The sequence below is a fragment of the Pseudidiomarina salilacus genome (assembly GCF_047323925.1).
Lineage (GTDB): Bacteria > Pseudomonadota > Gammaproteobacteria > Enterobacterales > Alteromonadaceae > Pseudidiomarina > Pseudidiomarina salilacus.
This window is the reverse complement of record NZ_CP178751.1, coordinates 1,210,761-1,230,150: the sequence shown is the minus strand read 5'-3', so window position 1 is coordinate 1,230,150 and position 19,390 is coordinate 1,210,761. Positions and strand designations below refer to the sequence as shown.

At 50.3% G+C, this 19,390-nt stretch carries 10 protein-coding genes; 7 read left to right on the top strand and 3 right to left on the bottom strand.

Annotation, left to right across the window (positions count from 1 at the left end; translation table 11 throughout):
- Positions 1 to 78: 78 nt before the first annotated feature.
- Positions 79 to 1,983 (top strand): polysaccharide biosynthesis protein, encoded by a 1,905-nt coding sequence (locus ACJ8W9_RS05925; RefSeq protein ID WP_411358941.1) that lies wholly within the window; start codon positions 79 to 81, stop codon positions 1,981 to 1,983.
- 25 nt (positions 1,984 to 2,008) lie between these two features.
- On the opposite strand, the gene csrA is transcribed toward ACJ8W9_RS05925, so the two are convergent.
- A complete protein-coding gene (gene csrA, locus ACJ8W9_RS05920) occupies positions 2,009 to 2,191 on the bottom strand; it encodes a carbon storage regulator CsrA (RefSeq protein ID WP_411358940.1) in 183 nt (60 codons plus the stop codon).
- Positions 2,192 to 2,557: 366 nt separating this feature from the next.
- On the opposite strand from csrA, the gene ACJ8W9_RS05915 reads away from it, so the two are divergent.
- Positions 2,558 to 2,797, top strand: a complete 240-nt coding sequence (locus ACJ8W9_RS05915) for a hypothetical protein (protein ID WP_411360613.1) — start codon at positions 2,558 to 2,560, stop codon at positions 2,795 to 2,797.
- Positions 2,798 to 2,883: 86 nt separating this feature from the next.
- Positions 2,884 to 5,622 carry a putative bifunctional diguanylate cyclase/phosphodiesterase gene (locus tag ACJ8W9_RS05910; protein WP_411358934.1) on the top strand — a complete coding sequence of 913 codons (2,739 nt, stop codon included), beginning with the start codon at positions 2,884 to 2,886 and terminating at the stop codon, positions 5,620 to 5,622.
- A gap of 110 nt (positions 5,623 to 5,732) precedes the next feature.
- Here the strand turns inward: ACJ8W9_RS05910 and ACJ8W9_RS05905 are convergent, their stop codons facing one another.
- Complete coding sequence (locus ACJ8W9_RS05905; protein ID WP_411359299.1) at positions 5,733 to 6,890, bottom strand: DcaP family trimeric outer membrane transporter; 1,158 nt, start codon at positions 6,888 to 6,890, stop codon at positions 5,733 to 5,735.
- A gap of 325 nt (positions 6,891 to 7,215) precedes the next feature.
- Here ACJ8W9_RS05905 and acs point away from each other — a divergent pair, with 325 nt between their 5' ends.
- The 4 genes from acs to ACJ8W9_RS05885 all read left to right on the top strand — a co-directional run bounded on the left by acs (position 7,216) and on the right by ACJ8W9_RS05885 (position 15,379).
- Positions 7,216 to 9,162 carry an acetate--CoA ligase gene (acs, locus tag ACJ8W9_RS05900; RefSeq protein ID WP_411358933.1) on the top strand — a complete coding sequence of 649 codons (1,947 nt, stop codon included), beginning with the start codon at positions 7,216 to 7,218 and terminating at the stop codon, positions 9,160 to 9,162.
- 36 nt (positions 9,163 to 9,198) lie between these two features.
- Positions 9,199 to 9,846, top strand: coding sequence for a LuxR C-terminal-related transcriptional regulator (locus ACJ8W9_RS05895; RefSeq protein WP_034733322.1), 648 nt, complete (start codon positions 9,199 to 9,201; stop codon positions 9,844 to 9,846).
- Between the two features lie 222 nt (positions 9,847 to 10,068).
- A complete protein-coding gene (locus ACJ8W9_RS05890) occupies positions 10,069 to 14,922 on the top strand; it encodes a S8 family serine peptidase (protein WP_411358932.1) in 4,854 nt (1,617 codons plus the stop codon).
- Between the two features lie 16 nt (positions 14,923 to 14,938).
- Complete coding sequence (locus tag ACJ8W9_RS05885; RefSeq protein WP_411358931.1) at positions 14,939 to 15,379, top strand: hypothetical protein; 441 nt, start codon at positions 14,939 to 14,941, stop codon at positions 15,377 to 15,379.
- An 11-nt stretch (positions 15,380 to 15,390) separates the two neighbouring features.
- On the opposite strand, the gene ACJ8W9_RS05880 is transcribed toward ACJ8W9_RS05885, so the two are convergent.
- The gene (locus tag ACJ8W9_RS05880) at positions 15,391 to 18,876 is read right to left on the bottom strand and encodes a PAS-domain containing protein (RefSeq protein ID WP_411358930.1); all 3,486 of its coding nucleotides are present in this window, start codon (positions 18,874 to 18,876) and stop codon (positions 15,391 to 15,393) included.
- Between the last annotated feature and the right edge of the window lie 514 nt (positions 18,877 to 19,390).

Sequence of the window (19,390 nt, the reverse complement as noted above, 5' to 3'; positions counted from 1 at the left end):
CATTCGTCAACGCTATACTGCCGTTATAAAAAATTGATACGTATCCACTATAAGTCTGTTACTAGGATGTAAAGACTCGTGAAAATAATTACCACCCTTTTGCAGCTGCCTCGCGCCGCTAAGCGGGCAGTGAGTGTTGTCGTCGATATCGGCGCTATCACCGTCGCTCTTATGCTGGCCATGGTCCTTAGCCGTGATGTTTTGGTGCCCGAGTACCTAGCTCGTTGGTTTGGCGTGCTGGTGTGGTTGGTAATTGTGTCGATCGCAGTTTTTGTGAAGCTAGGATTGTATCGTGCGGTGGTGCGTTACGTATCGGTCCGTGCGTTCGGTATGGTACTTACAGGGGCGTTACTGTCGACTGGATTTTTGTGGGCGCTCACTGAAGCCTTTAATGTCAATCTTCCCGCCACTGGCATCGTCAACTATGGCCTGACCGCGCTCCTCATCATTGGCGGCAGCCGTTTTGCCATGCGCGAGCTCTACCATCGCCTCGTTAGTCGTAAGAAAACGCCAGTCATGATCTATGGTGCTGGCTCTGCCGGCCGACAGTTGGCGCAGGCATTGAACAACGGTGAAGAATTCGCGCCTGTGGTGTTTGTTGATGATGACCACACGTTGCAAAAAGCGATGCTACTGGGCATTCCGGTCATTCATCCCGAACAGGTAGCACAGTCGGTCAAAGAGCATAATATTGAGCGGATCTTGCTGGCGCTACCAAGCGCACCCCGCTCAGTGCGTAAAAAGATTCTAGAGACACTCGAAGTTCTTAATGTCAAAGTTCTTACCGTGCCGGGCATGGCGGATATGGTCAATGGTGATATGGCCATCGATCAATTACAAGACGTCAAGATTGAAGATTTGCTTGGACGTGATCCTGTCGAGCCAGATCCGGCACTCATGCAGCAGCACATTCGCAATAAAGTGGTGCTGGTAACGGGGGCTGGCGGTTCTATTGGCTCTGAGCTTTGTCGGCAAATCGTGCTGCAGAAACCCCAATCGCTGGTGCTCTACGAAATTTCTGAGTTTGGTTTGTACAGTATCGAACGTGAGCTGCATGAAATCATGCAACGGCACGGCATTAGGAATGTTGAAATTCATCCAATAATTGGCACTGTCCAGCGGCGCAATCGTATCGCCGCGGTGATGCAAGCGTTTAACGTACAGACCGTCTATCACGCGGCAGCTTATAAACATGTCCCATTAGTTGAATACAACATGGTCGAGGGTGTGCGTAATAATGTCTTCGGAACTTGGCACACCGCTGAAGCTGCAATCGAAAACAACGTTGAGTTGTTTGTACTGATTTCGACCGACAAGGCGGTGCGACCGACCAATGTCATGGGCACCACCAAACGGCTTGCAGAATTAACACTACAAGGTCTCGCCAAGCGTAATAGCTCGAACACGCGGTTTTGTATGGTGCGCTTTGGTAACGTGCTCGGCTCGTCTGGTTCAGTGGTACCATTGTTTAAGCAGCAAATCGAGCAGGGTGGACCGGTGACGGTGACAGACCCCGAAATTACCCGCTATTTCATGACCATTCCCGAAGCTGCGCAGTTGGTGATTCAAGCCGGTACTATGGGTAATTCCGGCGCTGTATTTGTGTTGGATATGGGCGAGCCAGTCAGAATTGTCGATATGGCGCGCAAGATGATCCACCTAAGTGGCTTGGAAGTGAAAAGCGATAAACACCCACAAGGTGATATTGAGATTATTTATACCGGACTGCGCCCAGGTGAGAAATTGTATGAAGAGCTGTTGATTGGCGATAATGTTGTCGAGTGCAGTCATCCGCGTATATGCCAAGCTCATGAACTGGCAATGGAGTGGCCAGAGGTAGAGCAGCTATTAAGTCAGCTTAATGATGCGTGTCAAAACTTTCGCATCGACGAGCTACAGCAGCTACTACTCAATGCGCCGACCGGCTATCAGCCATCTGACAATCAAATCAACGACCTGATCTGGTCGCGCCTACAGTCCTGAAGTAGCTCTTGGACACACAAGCGACTTAGTCAATGTCGTTGTTTTGCTCGGCTTGAATCCGATAATAAACCTCTTCACGATGCACTGCGACTTCACGTGGTGCTTCGATTTGTAGACGAATTTGCGAACCACGAACATCAGCAATTGTGACCGTAACCTCGTCGCCAATCTTTAACGATTCTCCGATCTTTCGGCTTAGAATCAACATCTCAGTCTCCTTTATTATTCTTATTATTCCATCATTCTAGAAACTTTTAGTTTTCAATTGCCGAGTATAGCTAAAATGAACGCTATGTCTGCACTTAATTTAAAAAATTAAACAAAAATTCATTGAGTTAGCGCAATAACGAGAAGAGAAGCCGGTTTCGGAGTCCATGCGGTTTCGATCAAACGGTGACTTGTATTGCCACTTTTTCGCTTGTATCTGTCATTCATCATATTTAGCTATACGCACTCGCATGGTAAAACCTCCTACAAGTTCTAAAATAAAAAAACACAAACTTGTATAGGATTTGCAACATTTGCAATGTAAAATCTATGTAACCTTAAGCAAATGGAAGTGATACGGGTCATTATGAAAACTAAAAAGAAAACCCGAAAGGTAGCGCTTTATCGTGGTGAAGAAGCCATCTCTAGTTACTCTCAACATGCCGCCGAAGCGCCTCTCGCTTTGTTGCGCGCTATCCGCCGTGAATTTTCTCGTAATCCGACGCTTACGCATGCAGTGTTACGTGACACCTCTGGACGTTGTTGGGAGGTGAATCGTCACATGAGCCGTTTGCGTGTTCTTTGGCTCTCTCTCATCGTACGTTAAGTCATACAAAACCGCTATTCAAGGCGGTTTTTTTGTGTTTAGATGAGCAAAAATAAGACACTTAATAGCTAACTAAAAGCTGGCCGATGAAAATAATAAATACAGATATTCAGGCTAGAGCCGTACTGCAACTGGTAACAGCAACCGCGTTGTTCATTGCGGGGCTATTTATTTTTGCCTACCGTTTACTAGAGCCTACGCAACAGTTGCTCTACCACTCTATTAGTTCTTCTTTTCAAGTCTTCATGTTTATGCTTGGCGCTTCGGTTCTGTTGCGTAGCTATCGGCGCGAGCAGCCTGTATCTCAAATACTTGCATCGGGGCTGGCGGGGGTAGCCGGAGTTGCCCTGCTCGACGGTATTTTTGGTAGTTACTTTGATACCTTTAGTGCACAGATTCCAGCTTGGATTTATCTCGCCTTTTTGCCGCTGGTCATCAGTCAAATCGTGATTTTTGCCGAAGCACCGAAACGTAAAGCTTGGCAGCAAGAGTTTATCCGTTTATGTGGCAGTTACGCTTTGGGTCTATCGGCCTTATCTTTGGTGATGCTATTGGCACACCTATTTTTGAAAGCGCCGATTTTGGCCAAACACCCAACCGGTAGTTTGGTGGTGGCTGTGGTTGGTATTCTTGCTGGGGTTGCAGTTTATGCAGCAAATTATCGCGGCCGTCGTCCGTTACCGAAACTCTCACGCACTTCGACGAATTTTACGACCGTCGCCATTTTGGGGGTCATCATTTTTGGGCTTGGCATGTTCCACACGCAAATGTCGGACTTGAAGCAAGAAGGTCAACGCAGTGTTGAGTTGCTGCGCGAGGGTCGTATCGCCATTGGTGAAGCTATGGTAGAAACCTTTACCCGGTTGGGGCAGCGCTGGGAAGCATATCCGTATGAGCATCACACCGAGCTAATGGAAGTCGATGTGAACGCTTATCTGCAGCAAGTCGATTATTTAGAAGCGTTGTTGTTGGTTTCACCTTCGCGGGGAGTGATATTTGAACGGGTCAAACCATCGCGACCTTCTTATTTTACTGACATTGTCGCTGATCCAGTGGTGAAAGAAGCCTTGCAAAGTAACCGTGAAAACTACGAAATATTGGTACCACTATTCGGGCTCGAGAGCATGAGTGCCAAAGTGGTGATGCGGGTGCCGGTAAACTTCCAACCTGGTGGGCAGTCGCCAACGGCATCGAAAGAGCGGTTCAGTATGTTGGCGGTATTGGACGTGCGAGTCTTGCTCGGTAGTGCTTTGCTGAATCGTGCCGACTCCGATATCGAGACCTTCACTGAAGTAAAAACCGACGCTTGGATGGACCGCAGCGGTTTTTGGTTGACTGAAGAAACCGAAAATTACATAGACGATACGGCAATTCTTTTGTTCGAATCAACGATGGATATGTATTACGCCGATGGCGTACCAACCCAAGCTTATCTATTCAGATTAGAACACTTACAAGAGACATCGAACCTGCAGATGCTTATTGTGGTGGGTGGCATTGGTTTGGTTTTGCTTGTGGTGTTGGCAGTAGAACGTAACGTGTCGCTTGAGGTTCAAGGTAAGCAGTTATTTTATCAGGCACATCACGATGCGCTCACAGGCTTGTGGAACCGCACCAGTATCGAGAATTATATCGGCCGCCACTTCACCGAAAGTCGCGATATTACGGTTATGTTTATCGATCTCGATGGCTTTACCATGATCAATGATAGCCTCGGCTTGCATGTCGGCGATGAAATCCTCAATCAGTTGGCGGAACGGTTGCAGGCCAAACAACCACGGCGTAGTGAGCTGGCGCGCTTTGCTAGTGACGAGTTTATTTTGGTCATGCACGGCGCCACCATTTTGCCTGATCGCATACTGGCATTGGCAAGCGACATCATGTCTACAGTTGCACAGCCGTACAATGTTGAGAGTCACAAGGTTTATTTGACCGCGAGTATTGGTGTCGCGCATCAAAGCCGTGATGTGCGCACGCCATTGGAATTGATTCAGCGGGCTGACATGGCGATGCATTTAGCGAAAAAGCAAGGCTACAACCATGTGCTTGAGTACGACGATGGTATGGCACTAAAAACTTTAGCCAACACATCGATGCGCAGTCAGTTGCAAGAAGCCATCGAGCAAAACCAATTGCAACTGTATTTTCAGCCGATTGTGCGCAGCAATGATCAGCAAGCCGTGCAAGTTGAGGCGCTACTGCGCTGGCCGCAAGCCGATGGCAGTTTTATTCCGCCAGACCAATTTATTCCGCTGGCCGAGAGTACTGGACAGATAGTGCCGCTCAGCGAGTGGGTTTTACGCAAAGCCTGTGAAGCCGCGGTTGGGTTACAGCGCCACAACCCAGCCCTGCGCATGTCGATTAACGTATCAGCACTGCATTTTAATCGCGCTAACTTCGTCGATTTTGTCATTCATACCTTGGCAGAAACCGGTTGCCGTGGTGCGTGGATAGAGTTAGAACTCACCGAGTCTATTTTGCTTGAGGGCACTTCGTATGCGATTGATCGTCTGCAAGCGTTACGTAAGCACGGTATCTCGATCGCGCTCGATGACTTCGGTACCGGCTTCTCAAGTCTCAGCCACCTCAAGCGCCTGCCGATCGATGTGGTCAAAATTGACCGCTCGTTTATCGCCGGTATTCAGCAGCATCGCAGTGACCGGGTGTTAGTTGAAAGTGTTATTAAGATTGCGCAAAGTCTAAACTTTGCGGTACTCGCGGAAGGTGTGGAGACGACGGAACAAGCGCAATTTGTGACTGATTTAGGGTGTAATTTTATGCAGGGTTACTATTTCGGTCATCCCGCCCCGTTAGAAACCCTGTAAAAAGAGTGATTCGTACGCTTCGCTGTTCGTACGCTGCGCTCTTCGAAAAGCGAACAGAGAGCGCAGCGAACGGACGAAAATCGAATAGCGAAGCGCACGAAAAACGGAATTTAGAAGCTGTACATGGCCATGAAGTGGAGGCGTGTCATATCGCCCTCGACGCCAGCTTCTGTCTCACGTGTCGCCTGTGATACTTCCGCGCCAAAGGTCAGATTAGGCGCTGGTGAATACATGTAATTGACACCTAAGCGCTGGGTGTACTCAGTCACCGCGTTGCCAAGCAAATTGACATCATTATCAGCCCAGCCACGGCTGTAGACGAAGTTTGAGCGCGCTTTTTCATTCCAGACGTGACGATACGCGAAGGTCACACCCGATGAATCGATGGTTTCTAGATCGCCGTTAGCATCAATGACTGCGCCGTTATGGGTATTCAAGCCCAAGTAGCGACCGAGACCGGTACCCGTTTGAAAAGACGCGCGGATATCGTTTTTGCCCAGTTGCCACTTCGCACCTACTGAAATTCCATAGCCAGACGCGGTTTCGTCGCTGCCATCACCGTCGGTGTCATAGGCGAGCTGACGCACAAGACCGGCGATGCTGTATGACAAATCACCCGATTTACCCACATACTTTGCGGTCAGGTCTGGTACCACGCCATCACTCGAGGTGATGCGTGCACCGCCACCGAAGGGTGTGACCGTGGTTTCCGGAGTTTCAGCAGAAACACTGAAGCCACCCTGGGTGTAGCGGACTTGCGGTTGACGCGCAAAGATAATGCCATCGGTAGCACCGATAAAGTCGACTGACTCCGGCAAAATACTTAAGTTTTGGAAGTTTGACCACGCTTGACCAACCAACCAATTTTTGTAGGTGAAGTAAGCTTGGCGCAGACGAGGTGCATAAGAGTTGGTGATGCGTTCATCGCCAACTGGAACCGTCATAAAATCAAGCTCAATGCGTGCTTTAATGCTCTCGCCATTGTCCAGTTCTTGGCTGACGTCGAAGAAGAACCGTGATTGTCGGGCATGGAAGTCAGTAACAGCGTCGTCACCATTGCCGCCGACCGGGGTTAGGCTCGGAATATAAAATTGACGACCGAGGTTACCACTGGCGGGTGCGTTGCCGTCTTGATAATCTGACATGAAGGCATCAAGTTTGATATAGCCGCTAAAGTCCCATTCTGGGTCAGCGGCGTGGGCTGGCGCCATGGCGAAAACGCCCACTACGGCACTGGCAATCAGCGATTTAGTTAATTGTTGTTGCAGCATTGCGGTGCTCCTTTGTGTAAAAGATAGCTGTTGGCTATTCGCTGTTGGCTGTTTGAAAAACCAGTTCGAACAGCAAATAGCAAATAGCGAATAGCGTAGTTGCACGAAAAAGCATCGAATGGATGGGGCAAATAATCAATCTAGACTATGGTCTAATGGTCGCCCGCGCCCGAATAACTGAAGGTATACCACAACAAAAAGCGTTGTTCGTGATTCGTACGCTGCGCTGTTCGTCCGTGCTTCGCACTATTCGAAAAACGAACAGAGAGCGCAGCGAACGTACGAAAACCGAATAGCGAAGCGCACGGATTCAGGAGGTTTTATGCAGCAGAATATTTATAAAGTGCCCGCCGAGGCGAAAAGCCGCGCACACATAGATAACGATCGTTATCTCGCCATGTACGAGCAAAGCATCAAAAATCCAGAGGGTTTTTGGCGTGAACAAGGACAGCGTATCAGCTGGTTCAGCCCTTACAGCAAAGTGAAAAATACCAGCTTTGCACCGGGTAATGTGGCGATTAAATGGTTTGAGGATGGCACCTTGAATGCTTGCTACAACTGCGTCGATCGTCATTTGGCGGAGCGTGGTGATAAAACTGCGATCATTTGGGAAGGTGATGACCCGTCGGTGAGCGAAGAAATCAGTTACAAGCAGTTGCACGCGGAAGTTTCGCGTTTTGCCAACGGTTTGAAGAAGCTCGGTGTGGAGAAGGGCGACCGGGTGGCGATATATATGCCGATGGTACCTGAAGCAGCCTATGCAATGCTCGCTTGTGCGCGCATTGGTGCGGTGCATACGGTTATTTTTGGTGGCTTCTCGCCAAATGCCATCGCCGACCGAGTGAATGACTGCGATGTAAAAGTGGTGATTACAGCCGATGAGGGCCGTCGCGGCGGTAAAACAACCGCATTGAAAGCCAACGTTGACGAAGCATTGAAAGACAATCGTTGCCCGACGGTTGAGCATGTGATCGTTGCGAAAGTGACTCATGGAGATGTGGCGTTCCACGATGAGCGCGATCTGTGGTGGGATCAGTTAGTCAAAGACGTTGCCACCGAATGTCAGCCGGAAGTGATGAATGCGGAAGATCCGCTGTTTATTCTTTATACCTCGGGCTCAACCGGTAAACCGAAAGGCGTACTCCATACCACTGGGGGCTATATGGTGTGGGCGTCGATGACGCATGAGTATGTCTTTGACTATCATGAAGATGATGTGTATTGGTGTGCTGCTGATGTGGGCTGGATCACCGGTCACAGTTATATCGTCTATGGTCCGCTTGCAAACGGTGCAACGACTTTAGTATTCGAAGGTTTGCCGACCTATCCGTCAGTTGGCCGTATCGGTGAAATCGTCGACAAACATGGCGTCAATATTCTTTACACCGCGCCAACGGCGATTCGTGCGTTGATGGCGAAAGGAACGGCAGCAGCTGATTCGAGCACACGTAAATCACTGCGTACGCTTGGCTCAGTCGGTGAGCCAATCAACCCTGAGGCGTGGGAGTGGTATCACAAAGTAATGGGTGACAGCCGTTGTCCGATCGTGGATACCTGGTGGCAAACCGAGACCGGCGGCATCATGATTACACCATTGCCGGGCGCAACCGATTTAAAACCGGGTTCAGCAACACGCCCGTTCTTTGGTGTGCAGCCAGCTCTGGTTGATGCTGATGGCAATGAGCTTGAAGGTGCAGTTGATGGTAACTTGGTGATCAAGGATTCTTGGCCTGGCCAAGCGCGCACGCTCTGGGGTGACCACGAACGCTTTGAGCAGACCTATTTCTCAGCATACAAAAACTTGTACTTCTCAGGTGACGGCGCGCGCCGTGACGAAGACAACTATTTCTGGATCACGGGTCGCGTCGACGATGTACTAAACGTATCTGGGCACCGCCTTGGTACCGCGGAAATTGAGAGCGTGTTGGTTGAGCATCCGGCGATTTCTGAAGCTGCGGTAGTTGGCTATCCCCACGATTTGAAAGGTCAAGGTATTTACGTATATCTGATCGCAATGTCGGGCACTGAAGTGACCGATGAGTTGACCAAAGAGGTACGTGATTGGGTGCGTAAAGAACTCAGCCCGATTGCAACGCCAGACTTCATCCATTGGGCGCCGGACTTACCGAAGACTCGTTCAGGCAAAATCATGCGCCGCATTCTGCGTAAGATTGCCGCCAATGAGTTTGAAAACCTTGGTGATACCTCTACGCTTGCCGATCCAACTGTGGTAGATTCGCTTATCGACAATCGCTTGAATCGCGATTAACCAATAACGATAAACGACCAACGCATTTGGGTTTTAATGGCTAAATTTTTGATTGCTGATGATCACCCACTGTTTCGCGAGGCGCTGCAAGGCGCCCTCGCGAATCATTATGCCGATCTCGAATTACGCGAAGCCGGTGATCTTGATGCCACTTTAGCCGCTCTCAACGAAGACGACGACCTCGATCTATTGCTGCTTGACCTGCACATGCCAGGTAGCGGCGATTTTTATGGGCTTATTCGGATTCGTGAGGACTATCCTTTGCTACCCATCGCCGTTATCTCTGGATCTGAAGATGCTGCAGTGGTCGCCAAATGTATCGGTTTTGGCGCCTTAGGCTTTATTCCGAAATCATTGCCCTCGGCGCAAATTGCCGAAGCCATCGATGTCATTTTACAGGGCGACACTTGGGTTCCTGAAGCGTTGCGTGACCGCCTCGATGAAGTCAGCGCCGAAGACCAAGAGCTCGCCCGCAAAATTGCGGATTTAACCCCGCAACAGTATCGTGTGCTGTATTTATTACATGAAGGTTTGCTCAACAAGCAAATTGCTTATCAACTCAATATTACAGAAGCCACTGTCAAAGCTCATATCACCGCTATTTTCCGCAAGCTAGGTGTCTACAGCCGCACACAAGCAGTGTTGCTTGCCGAGCGCTTGCAACTGGAAGCGCCAGTCAGTTAATTCCCGCCGATACCGACTTGTAAATTTTTGTAACATTCTTTGTATTTATCCTATACCTGATCTTTTCATCCCGTGGTAGAGTTTCAATAATAATAAAAACGTGATTCGTTTTTCGTACGTTCGGCTTTGCCTCACTATTCGTTCGCTTCGCTGTTCGAATAGCGAAGCGGACGAATCTCGAACAGCGAAGCGCACGAACACCGAAGTAGAACAGGAAGGTAGATGATGAAAGATGTAACCCGAGTGATGCGGCCTGCGGCCCTCGCACTTGCCGTTGCTTCGTCGCTGACAGTGTCAGCGGTGGTCGCGCAGCAGGTCGAGCAACTGCAGTTACCGCAAATGCAACAAGTTCCAATGCCAGCGCAAGTTGAGAAACGCGCGAAGTCTGATCTGCAGATGGTGCGGAAATTCGATGTGACGCGCTTTATTGTGGAGCTTGATGAACCAGCTGCGGCCGTTTATAAGGGCGGGATTGCTGAGTTTGCAGCAACCGCGACAGCCGGCAAAGGCGATAAAATCGATTTAAGCTCGAAAGCAGTACAGTCGTATCAGCAACATTTGCTCGGCGAGCAGAATCAAGTGCTACGCGGCTTGCAAGCTCGGGTCGGCAACCTTTCTGTGAAACACCATATGACGCTTACCTTCAACGGTATGGTGGTTGAAGTCCCAGGTGAAGTGGAAAATCAAGACGAGTTGTTGGCAGCGCTTTCTCAGGTTGAAGGCGTTAAGCGCGTCTACCCTGACGAAGTGTATTATGCCAGCACGCCAACCTCGATGGATCTGATTAATGCCCCTGCGGTGTGGTCGCAACTTGGCGGTCAAGAGCAGGCGGGCCGTAATATTCGGGTTGCAATCATTGATGGTGGTATCGACTTTGATCACCCAGCTTTTGCTGATAATGGTCACCCATCAGTCGATCGCCCGACCAAGCCTGATTATTGTGACACAGTGGACCCAAATTTCTGTAACGATAAGCTGATCGTTGCGCGTTGGTACGAGCCTTCGGCTAGCTTTGATTTACACCCAGATGAAACCCTCGATCCACGTGACCACAATGGTCACGGTACACACGTTGCAGGCACTGCTGCAGGTAACCCGGTAACCGGTAACCTGAGTGGCGCTGCGGTCAACGTAGTAGGCGTTGCGCCGGGCGCGCATGTGATGGTTTATAAGGCTTTATTTAGTCGTCCTGACGGCCAAGGTAGTGGTAGCTCGTCACAGCTGATTCCAGCTTTGGAAGATGCCGTCGCCGATGGCGCTGATGTCATCAACAACTCGTGGGGCGGTGGTCCAGGTGGCCTGCCAACTCAAAGTCCTTATGCGACCGCATTTGCCAACGCGCGAGCCGCAGGTGTGCTGACGGTAACAGCCGCGGGTAATGATGGCCCAGGTGATCGTACCGTAGGTTGTCCTGGTTGTATTGAAGATGGTTTGACCGTTGCAAGTAGTCAACATGGTCGTGCCGTATCTGCATCGACCGCGCAGGTTACAGGTGCGGGAACAGTTAGCTATACGCCTGGTAATGGTAATTTTGCGATTACCAGTCCAATTTCGGGCAATTTGGCACTAGCAGACAATGCGGGTGATGTCGAAGCTTGTTCAGCCTTTCCTGCGGGTTCTTTCAGCAACCAAATTGTTTTAGTGTCGCGCGGCACCTGTAATTTCTCAGAAAAAGCTGCAAATGTTCAAGCCGCTGGCGCGCGTGCCATGATTGTTTACAACAATGAGGCTGGCACAATCATCATGAATATGGATGGCGCGACCTTGCCATCGGTCATGATTCCGCAGAGCGCGGGTCAAGCCGCCACTACAGCTTGGACGTCAAGTTCAACGGCGACCATTAATTCGGTCGAACTCACCGTTGATACCGATGCAGAAGACTCGATGTCAGGGTTTAGTTCTCGCGGTCCGAATGGTGATTCAACCTTCCTGAAACCGGACATCGTCGCGCCTGGTAGTGATATTTTTGCTGCTTTCCCAGACAACGCTTTGGGTAGCTTATCTGGTACCTCTATGGCGTCGCCACATGTTGCGGGTGCTGCGGCATTATTGCTCGATCAGCGCGGTAACTTAGATGCGGATCAGTTGAAGTCTATTTTGATGACTTCAACTGACAGTGGTGTACGTGACACTGATCAGGTGACACCGGCCTCACCCTTTGATCGTGGTGCAGGACGCCTTAACGTTGAAACCGCAGCAGACACCTTTGTCGTTGTCGATAAGCCATCGTTTGCGAGCAACGCTTGCGCCATCGGCTGTAGTTTTAGCCGTGTCGTCACCAACACGGGCAACAGTTCGGTCAGCTTCACCGTGGATTATAACTTCGACGATCCGAACATGCGGGCCGAAGCAGATACCACGACCTTCACGTTAGCACCTGGTGCGTCGCGTACGATTGAGTTTGATTTTGATACACGCTTTGTAACAACGGGTTGGAACTTCGGTGAAGTGTTGTTGACCACCAGTGCAAGCAGTCATCCAAATATGCGGATGCCAGTGGCCTTGTTGGTTGAGAACTCTGACGATGATTCTTTGCTGAACGTTGTGCAGTTGGAGAATACTCCGATCCAAGCGGGTGAAGAGTTTACCGTGCAAACGCAAGTGCGTTTTGGCGCTAACGGTGATGACATCAGCGTTAAAGTCCAAGTGCCAGATGGGGTAACACTGAATCGCCCTGAACTTGCCTTTAACGAGCTGCGTTCAACTTCAACCTCACGTGGTGCGCGGAATGAAGATAAGGAGCTTTATTGGACAGGGACTCAAACTGACGAGGCCAACACCACTTCGATGAGCACTGCGGCATTGTCGTTTGCTGGCGATCGTTTGAGTGACATCATCACTGGTGAACCGCAAGTAGCCTGTGCCGAAGGCTGTGATGATGATGTGTTCAATTTAGACATTTCAGCAGTGGGTAACGTTGTACTCGCGGGCCAAACCTATACCTCGTTGTCGATTTCTGCCAACGGTATCATTGGTGCAGGGAGCAACACGACCAGCTTAACCACTAGCGCTACCAACCTCGACATCCCAAATGAAGCCGGCTCGAATGCTTTCTGGGCACCGTTCTGGACCGACCTCGAAATGGGACCTAACGCTGGTGGTGGGCAGATTAACTATGCGGCGGTGACCATCGGTGCTAGCGACTACCTAGTGGTTGAATACGATAATGTGCGCGAGTGGAATGATTCTACTGGTCCACGCTTTACCTTCTCGGTGTGGTTCAAATTAGGTACCGATGAGGTGTATTTCAACTACATCGATATTCCGACTACCGCCATCAGTGACTTAACTATTGGTGCGGAAGCGATTAACGATGGTCGCCAAGTGATTGGTGTAGAGCAATTCTATGACGGCACTGGCACTTACCCTACGGTTGGACAATTACTGAGTCCAAACTTGCAGTACGGTGAGCAAGCGCTGTTAGAGATTGATGCGCCAATGCAAGTAGAGTTTATTGCTGAAGCACCGGATCGAGTCGTACAAACAACCGACGACCAGCCAGTGACAATTACACTTGCCGATGAACTAGTAGCTGCCAACAGAGATTTACTGTTTGTCGCCAATGTGGAAGTGGGCTCTGAAACCTATACCGCATTCTTACCGCGTGAAATCGTCATCGATGGCGCGATTGCGGTGCAAATCGTAACCCAGCCGGAAAACGGTACGGTTGACGTGCTTGAAAACAACAATATCGTCTACACGCCAAACGCTGGTTTTGATGGTACTGACACTTTCACTTACGAAGGTGTTGATGAGAGTGGTCAAAAAACTTCACTCGGTACGATTGAAGTTACTGTCAGCAGTGACAATGCAGCTCCTACGGCTGCGATTGCGCCAGTTTCAGGCACTAAACTTGAAGGTTCACAAGTTACTCTAGATGCGAGTAGCAGCTCAGACCCTGACGGTAACAGCTTAAGCTACGCTTGGGAGCAATTAAGCGGTACACCGGTGAACTTTAGCTCAACCACGAGTGCGCAAACGACGTTCACGGTACCGAGTATCGATAGCGATGAAACCGCACGTTTCCAAGTGACTGTATCAGATGGCGCGTTGTCTGACACTGCCACTGTTGATGTGCAGTTTGAAGCTGGCAACAGTGCACCAACGGTTACTGCTGCTGCTTCGGCTAGCGAAGTAAATGCTGATGAAAATGTAACGCTAACAGCAACTGCGAGTGACCCAGACGGGGATAGTCTGACTTATAGCTGGACGCAAACTGCAGGGCCAACTGTGAGCTTGAGTGGTGCGAGCAGCAGCAGTGCTAGCTTTACCGCACCGGAGCTAACTAGCGATACCCAGTTAAGCTTCCGAGTTGAAGTCAGCGATGGTGAAGCCGATCCTGTCACCGCAAGTGTTAACGTTACCGTGCTAGCAGTGCCGGAACCGGTCAACCAAGCGCCGGAAGCAGTAATTGCAGCGGTGACCGAATGGTTTGAGGCTGGCGAAGAAGCAACCTTAGACGCAAGCGGTAGTTCAGACCCTGACGGTGATACCTTGTCATTCTCATGGTCACAGGTATCCGGGCCATCGGTGCAGTTACTTGACGCTGATAAAGCCGTTGTGCGCTTTGTGGTGCCAACCTTGGAAGTGACTGAGTCGGCAGTGTTTGAAGTGACTGTAGAAGACCCTGACGGCTTGTCGAGCAGTCAGCAAATTGAAGTAACCTTCCGTGGCGCAAACACTGCACCTACCGCGAGTGCGACGACTACGACTGCTGCGGTTCGCAGTGGACAACAAGTCACGCTCGATGCCAGTGCTAGTGAAGACCCGGACGCCGGTGATGCGTTGAGTTTCACTTGGACGCAAGTTTCAGGTCCTACCGTTGAGTTAGCGAGCCCAGAGGGTGAAACGACCACGTTTACTGCGCCAACAGTTGAGTCAAGCCAGAACCTCGTATTTCGTGTAACCGTAAGCGACGGTCAATTGGAAGACAGCGCTGAAGTATCGGTTATCGTGCGTCCTGAAACTACGACCAGACCGCCGGCTGGTGACGAATCATCAGGTAGCTTCGGTGCATGGTTAGGCTTGTTGGCATTACCACTGATTTGGCTGCGTCGTCGTAAGGCGCAGCGTTAATTCGCAAGGAGCGGATATGAAATATGCGTTGTTAGCCTTTGGTTTGACGCTATTGACTGGTTGCGGTGGCCCCGTTGAGGAGCCATCGCAGTCGGAACAAGCAGAACTCACCAGTGAGCAGCCAAAAATGGAACCGGGCCGTGATAGTCAGGCTGAAGTCGCCGAGCTTGATCAACAAATACGTTCGATGATAGGCATGGCATACGCCGATAATCTCGAGCAATGTAAGCTGGCAGCCGTAGGGCATCGACCTTGTGGCGGGCCTGAATATTACATGGCCTATTCAACCTCGGCGCTCGATGAGCAGGTATTATTGAAACTCATCGACGAGCATCGTGAGTTGCAAACAGCATTTCAGCAAGACAACGACATTGTGGGTACTTGTGAAATGATTTCGAAACCTCTGGTTGTATTCGAAGGTGGTCGCTGTTTGGCAAGACCCACGGCAGAGCGCTAATTAACTTCCCCTTAACGGCGGCTCATTAAGTGCTTTAGTAGTGCTTTAAGAGCCGCCGGCTTTACTGGCTTCGCTAAGAAGTGTAAGCCGACCTCACGACTTTGTTTCCGTACGTTATCATCACGCATCGCAGTGACAAGCGCGCCGGTGACAGCTGTTCCCCAGTGCTCGCGTAAGGCGCTGATTAAGCTTAACCCATGATGCTCATCATCACCAAGTTGATAGTCCAGTAGTACGCCGTCTGGAGCGTCATGGGTGGCTGCATACTGCAGCACTGTGGCGCTGCTAGTGAAGGTTTCGACGGTGCAGCCCCATTTTTCTAATAGTGCGCGCAGAGCATTGAGATTTTCACTATCGTCATCGACGCACACTAGGGTCAAGTGTTCGGTAGGGCGTCCTTGTTCTTGTGGTGCGAGTTGACTCACCACTTGTGCTGCTGAGCCACGTGGTACTGTTACCGCAAAACAACTCCCGTGACCCTCTTTACTATAGAGTTTGAGTTCGCAACGTAGTTGTTCGCTCATGCGCTTAGCCACGCTTAAGCCGAGTCCAACGCCTTCTACGCGGGTATTCTGACCCCGATAAAACGCGTCAAAAACGCGCTGGCGCTGTTGCATGGTGATGCCGGGACCGGTGTCCCATACCGCAATTTGCAGTTGCTCGCCGCGGTTGCGAACGCTGAGCAAAACCTTGCCGTTGTCGCGATTGTACTTCACTGCGTTGGACAAAAAGTTTTGAATGATGCGGCGCAAATAGGTCGGGTCGGTATAAATTACCGCATCTTGCCAGCGGGCGCGCAATTCGATACCACGCTGTTGTGCCAGCACTGCATACTCGTGCAGTAGCGGTTGAATGATGGTGCTTAACTGCACATGGCGGAAATTCGGCTGCAATGCGCCTTGGTCCATTTTGGCAATTTGCAGCAGGGTGCTGAGCAGGTGCTCGGTCGATGCCAAGGCGGTATCAAGTTTGTGCGTGAGTTGCAGATTTTGCGGCGTTAGCGTGGCTTCATCCATGGCCGACAAGTACAAACGTGCTGCATTCAGCGGTTGTAAAATATCGTGGCTGGCAAGTGCTAAAAAGCGCGTTTTTGAGGCATTGGCTTCTTCGGCTTCTTGCTTCGCTTGTTTGAGTTCTACCTCAACTTTACGGCGACGTTCAATTTCTTCCGTTAGCTCGTTGTTGATCTCGCGAATTTTACGCTGCCGCACACTGATGCGCTGCTCAAGGTCGATATTCGCCTCTTCCAGTGCTTGCGCGGTTTCAACGTGCTCGGTGATGTCGGTGAAACTGGTGACAAAACCGCCGTTCGGCAGTGGGTTACCGACCATCTCGATCACGCGGCCATCGCCACGGCGGCGAATAAACCGATGCGGTGAACCCATTTGCATGTAGTTCAGACGCTTATTCACCAACTCGTCAATTTCGCCGGGACCACATTCGCCACGTTCAGCGTTGTAGCGAATCAGTGTGGCGATGGGCTGCCCCGGTTTGACCATGCCTTCGGGATACTCAAACAAATCAAGATAACGCTTGTTCCAAGCCACCAGGCGTAGTTCGGCGTCGACCACGCTGATGCCTTGCGCGAGATTTTCTAGCGAGCTAAACAGAATTGACTGTTGCGTTTGCAGTGCTTGCGTGGTGTCGTCGAAAAAGTGCACCACCTCTTCTAGATGCAAACGCCGATCGCGCAGTGCCGCTTCCACCAGCGAGCGCGCGGTCGCTGCGCCCAGAACCCCGGTTAAGGCGCGTTCGACGTAATCGATAAACTCGCGACTGGCGACATCGTCTTTCTTCGCATCGTTGATATCAACTTGTTGCGCGTCATTGAAAAAGTCGAGCAACTGTTTGGCCCGTTGTTCGCCAATGAAAGTGCGCAGCAACAACACCATGTCACCGTTGGTGGCTTGGTGATGGCGACCAATGGTGTGTTCTTGCACGGCGACTCGCGGCTTGACGAAGGCAGTGGCCTGAATACGGTCGACCAAACGCGCTTGCGCGACTAGTGAGAAGATAATGTAGGCAGCCGTATTTACGGCGAGGCTGATCACCGTGCCTTGGGTGATAATACTGGTGTCGCTCATGGTGTGGGGCAGGTACATTGGCAGTGCCACACTGAACAGCCATGCCAGTAAGCCAACCCCTAAGCCAACATAAACCCCACGCGCATGTCCGCGACGCCAGTAGAGACCACCGATAATTGCAGGAAGTAACTGCAGTACCACGGAAAATGCCAGCAAGCCGATGCTTACCAGGCCTGTATTTGCCGCCCACAAGTAATAACACAGGTAGGCCAAGAGCATGATGACCGCAATCGCGACGCGGCGAATGAACAACAAGCGGCCTTGGAACGAACGCACTTCGGTGGCTTGTAGTGCGGCCGGCATGCCAAACGGGAAACTGCGGCCGCGTTGCAGAATTAGCGGCATAATGACATCGTTGGTGATCATGGTACTGAGCGTGACCGAGGCGATAATCACCATTGCGGTTGCCGCCGAAAAACCACCGATAAAGATGACCACTGCTAACCAGGTTTGGTCATGTAGCAAAGGTAGCTGCAGTGCATAAGTGGAACCATCAACGTTGGTTCCCAGAAACATCGAGCCGGTGAGGGCAATAGGGACTATCGCTGCCGCAACTACAAACAGATAGAGCGGGAATCCCCAGCGCGCAGTGCGCAAGTGGGCGATGTTGACGTTATCGACAACGGTGACGTGAAACTGGCGAGGTAGACACAGAATAACCCCGGCTGCCATAAAGGTTTGCACGATAAAATCGAATTCAGTAAAGGCGGCCCAAGACCAGACAGCTTGCTCAGGTTGCGTAATGCGCTCGAACATAGAGACTGGCGATACATCTGTAAACAAATACCACGCGAAAATCGCCGCGGCGACCAAGGCAATTAGTTTTACCGCAGACTCAAATGCAATCGCCAAGATCATGCCGTTACGATACTCAGTTACTTCAATATGGCGGGTACCGAACAACATGGCGAACACTGCCATAATGGCAGCCGCCATTAACTCATTAATAGAAAACTCAGTAAAGGCGGTGGTGTTCTCGGTCAGCACCACAAAGGTTAAACCAACAGCTTTGAGCTGCAAGGCGATATACGGAATGGTGGCGAGTGCCGCGATAAGGGTAACAAACAGCGCGAGACGTTGGCGCTTGCCGTAGCGGCTGGCAATGAAATCCGCAATCGAAGTGATGTTTTGTTGTTTGCTAACGGATACCAGTTTTTCAACGATCGGTAAGCCAAAGATAAATAACAAGAACGGGCCCAGCAAAATAGGCAAATAAGCCCAACCGAAACTAGCAGCATTACCGACCGCACCGTAATAGGTCCATGAAGTGCAGTAAATCGCCAACGACATACTGTAAACCGTTGGTTTGTAACTCAGGCGGTTGGCCCATGAACCGGATTTGTCACCGTAATGCGCCACTGCGAACAACAGAGCAATATAAGCAAGAGAGGCGACAATGAGCAGTAGGGTCATGAAAGTCTCGGCGGCGGTCGTTAGATAATCGCTAACAGTAGCGTGAGCGCAGGTTCAGGGTCAAGATCGACGATGGTCGAGCAACGGGTCGGACAAAATAGTTATACAACTTAATCAAACCCGAAAAAAGACTAAGGTTTATGGTGGGGGGTAATTGTAATTTTCACGTTACATTTGGTTACATGTTCAGGTCAAACTTTTGTGCCGCTGTAAAAATGTACTAAAATCGGCTAAATGTTGTTCTGTAGGGTCTTATAGATGAGTTTGTTTAGTAAGTTATGAAATACATACACACTGATATTACTATAAAAAACAAATGGTTAATTTTTTCTTCACAAACATGTCCGATTCGTCACGAAAGCCTTACATCTGCGGTCAGTTTTTCGGCATCAAAAACCCATTTACAACTTGTTGCAAAGCTATTGTAAAAATAATGAAACTGTGGTTGACTGAGCCTCGGAAGCAAAAGTCGTTTTAAAGCGGCGTCTTCTGTGGAACCAATCAGCTGTAGCCC

Bases quoted from the DNA above. Each gene is read 5' to 3' on its own strand.
- ACJ8W9_RS05885 (WP_411358931.1), top strand. From the start codon at position 14,939: ATGAAATATGCGTTGTTAGCCTTTGGTTTGACGCTATTGACTGGTTGC.
- ACJ8W9_RS05880 (WP_411358930.1), bottom strand. From the start codon at position 18,876: ATGACCCTACTGCTCATTGTCGCCTCTCTTGCTTATATTGCTCTGTTG.
- ACJ8W9_RS05895 (WP_034733322.1), top strand. From the start codon at position 9,199: ATGGCTAAATTTTTGATTGCTGATGATCACCCACTGTTTCGCGAGGCG.
- ACJ8W9_RS05890 (WP_411358932.1), top strand. From the start codon at position 10,069: ATGATGAAAGATGTAACCCGAGTGATGCGGCCTGCGGCCCTCGCACTT.
- ACJ8W9_RS05915 (WP_411360613.1), top strand. From the start codon at position 2,558: ATGAAAACTAAAAAGAAAACCCGAAAGGTAGCGCTTTATCGTGGTGAA.
- csrA (WP_411358940.1), bottom strand. From the start codon at position 2,191: ATGTTGATTCTAAGCCGAAAGATCGGAGAATCGTTAAAGATTGGCGAC.
- acs (WP_411358933.1), top strand. From the start codon at position 7,216: ATGCAGCAGAATATTTATAAAGTGCCCGCCGAGGCGAAAAGCCGCGCA.
- ACJ8W9_RS05910 (WP_411358934.1), top strand. From the start codon at position 2,884: ATGAAAATAATAAATACAGATATTCAGGCTAGAGCCGTACTGCAACTG.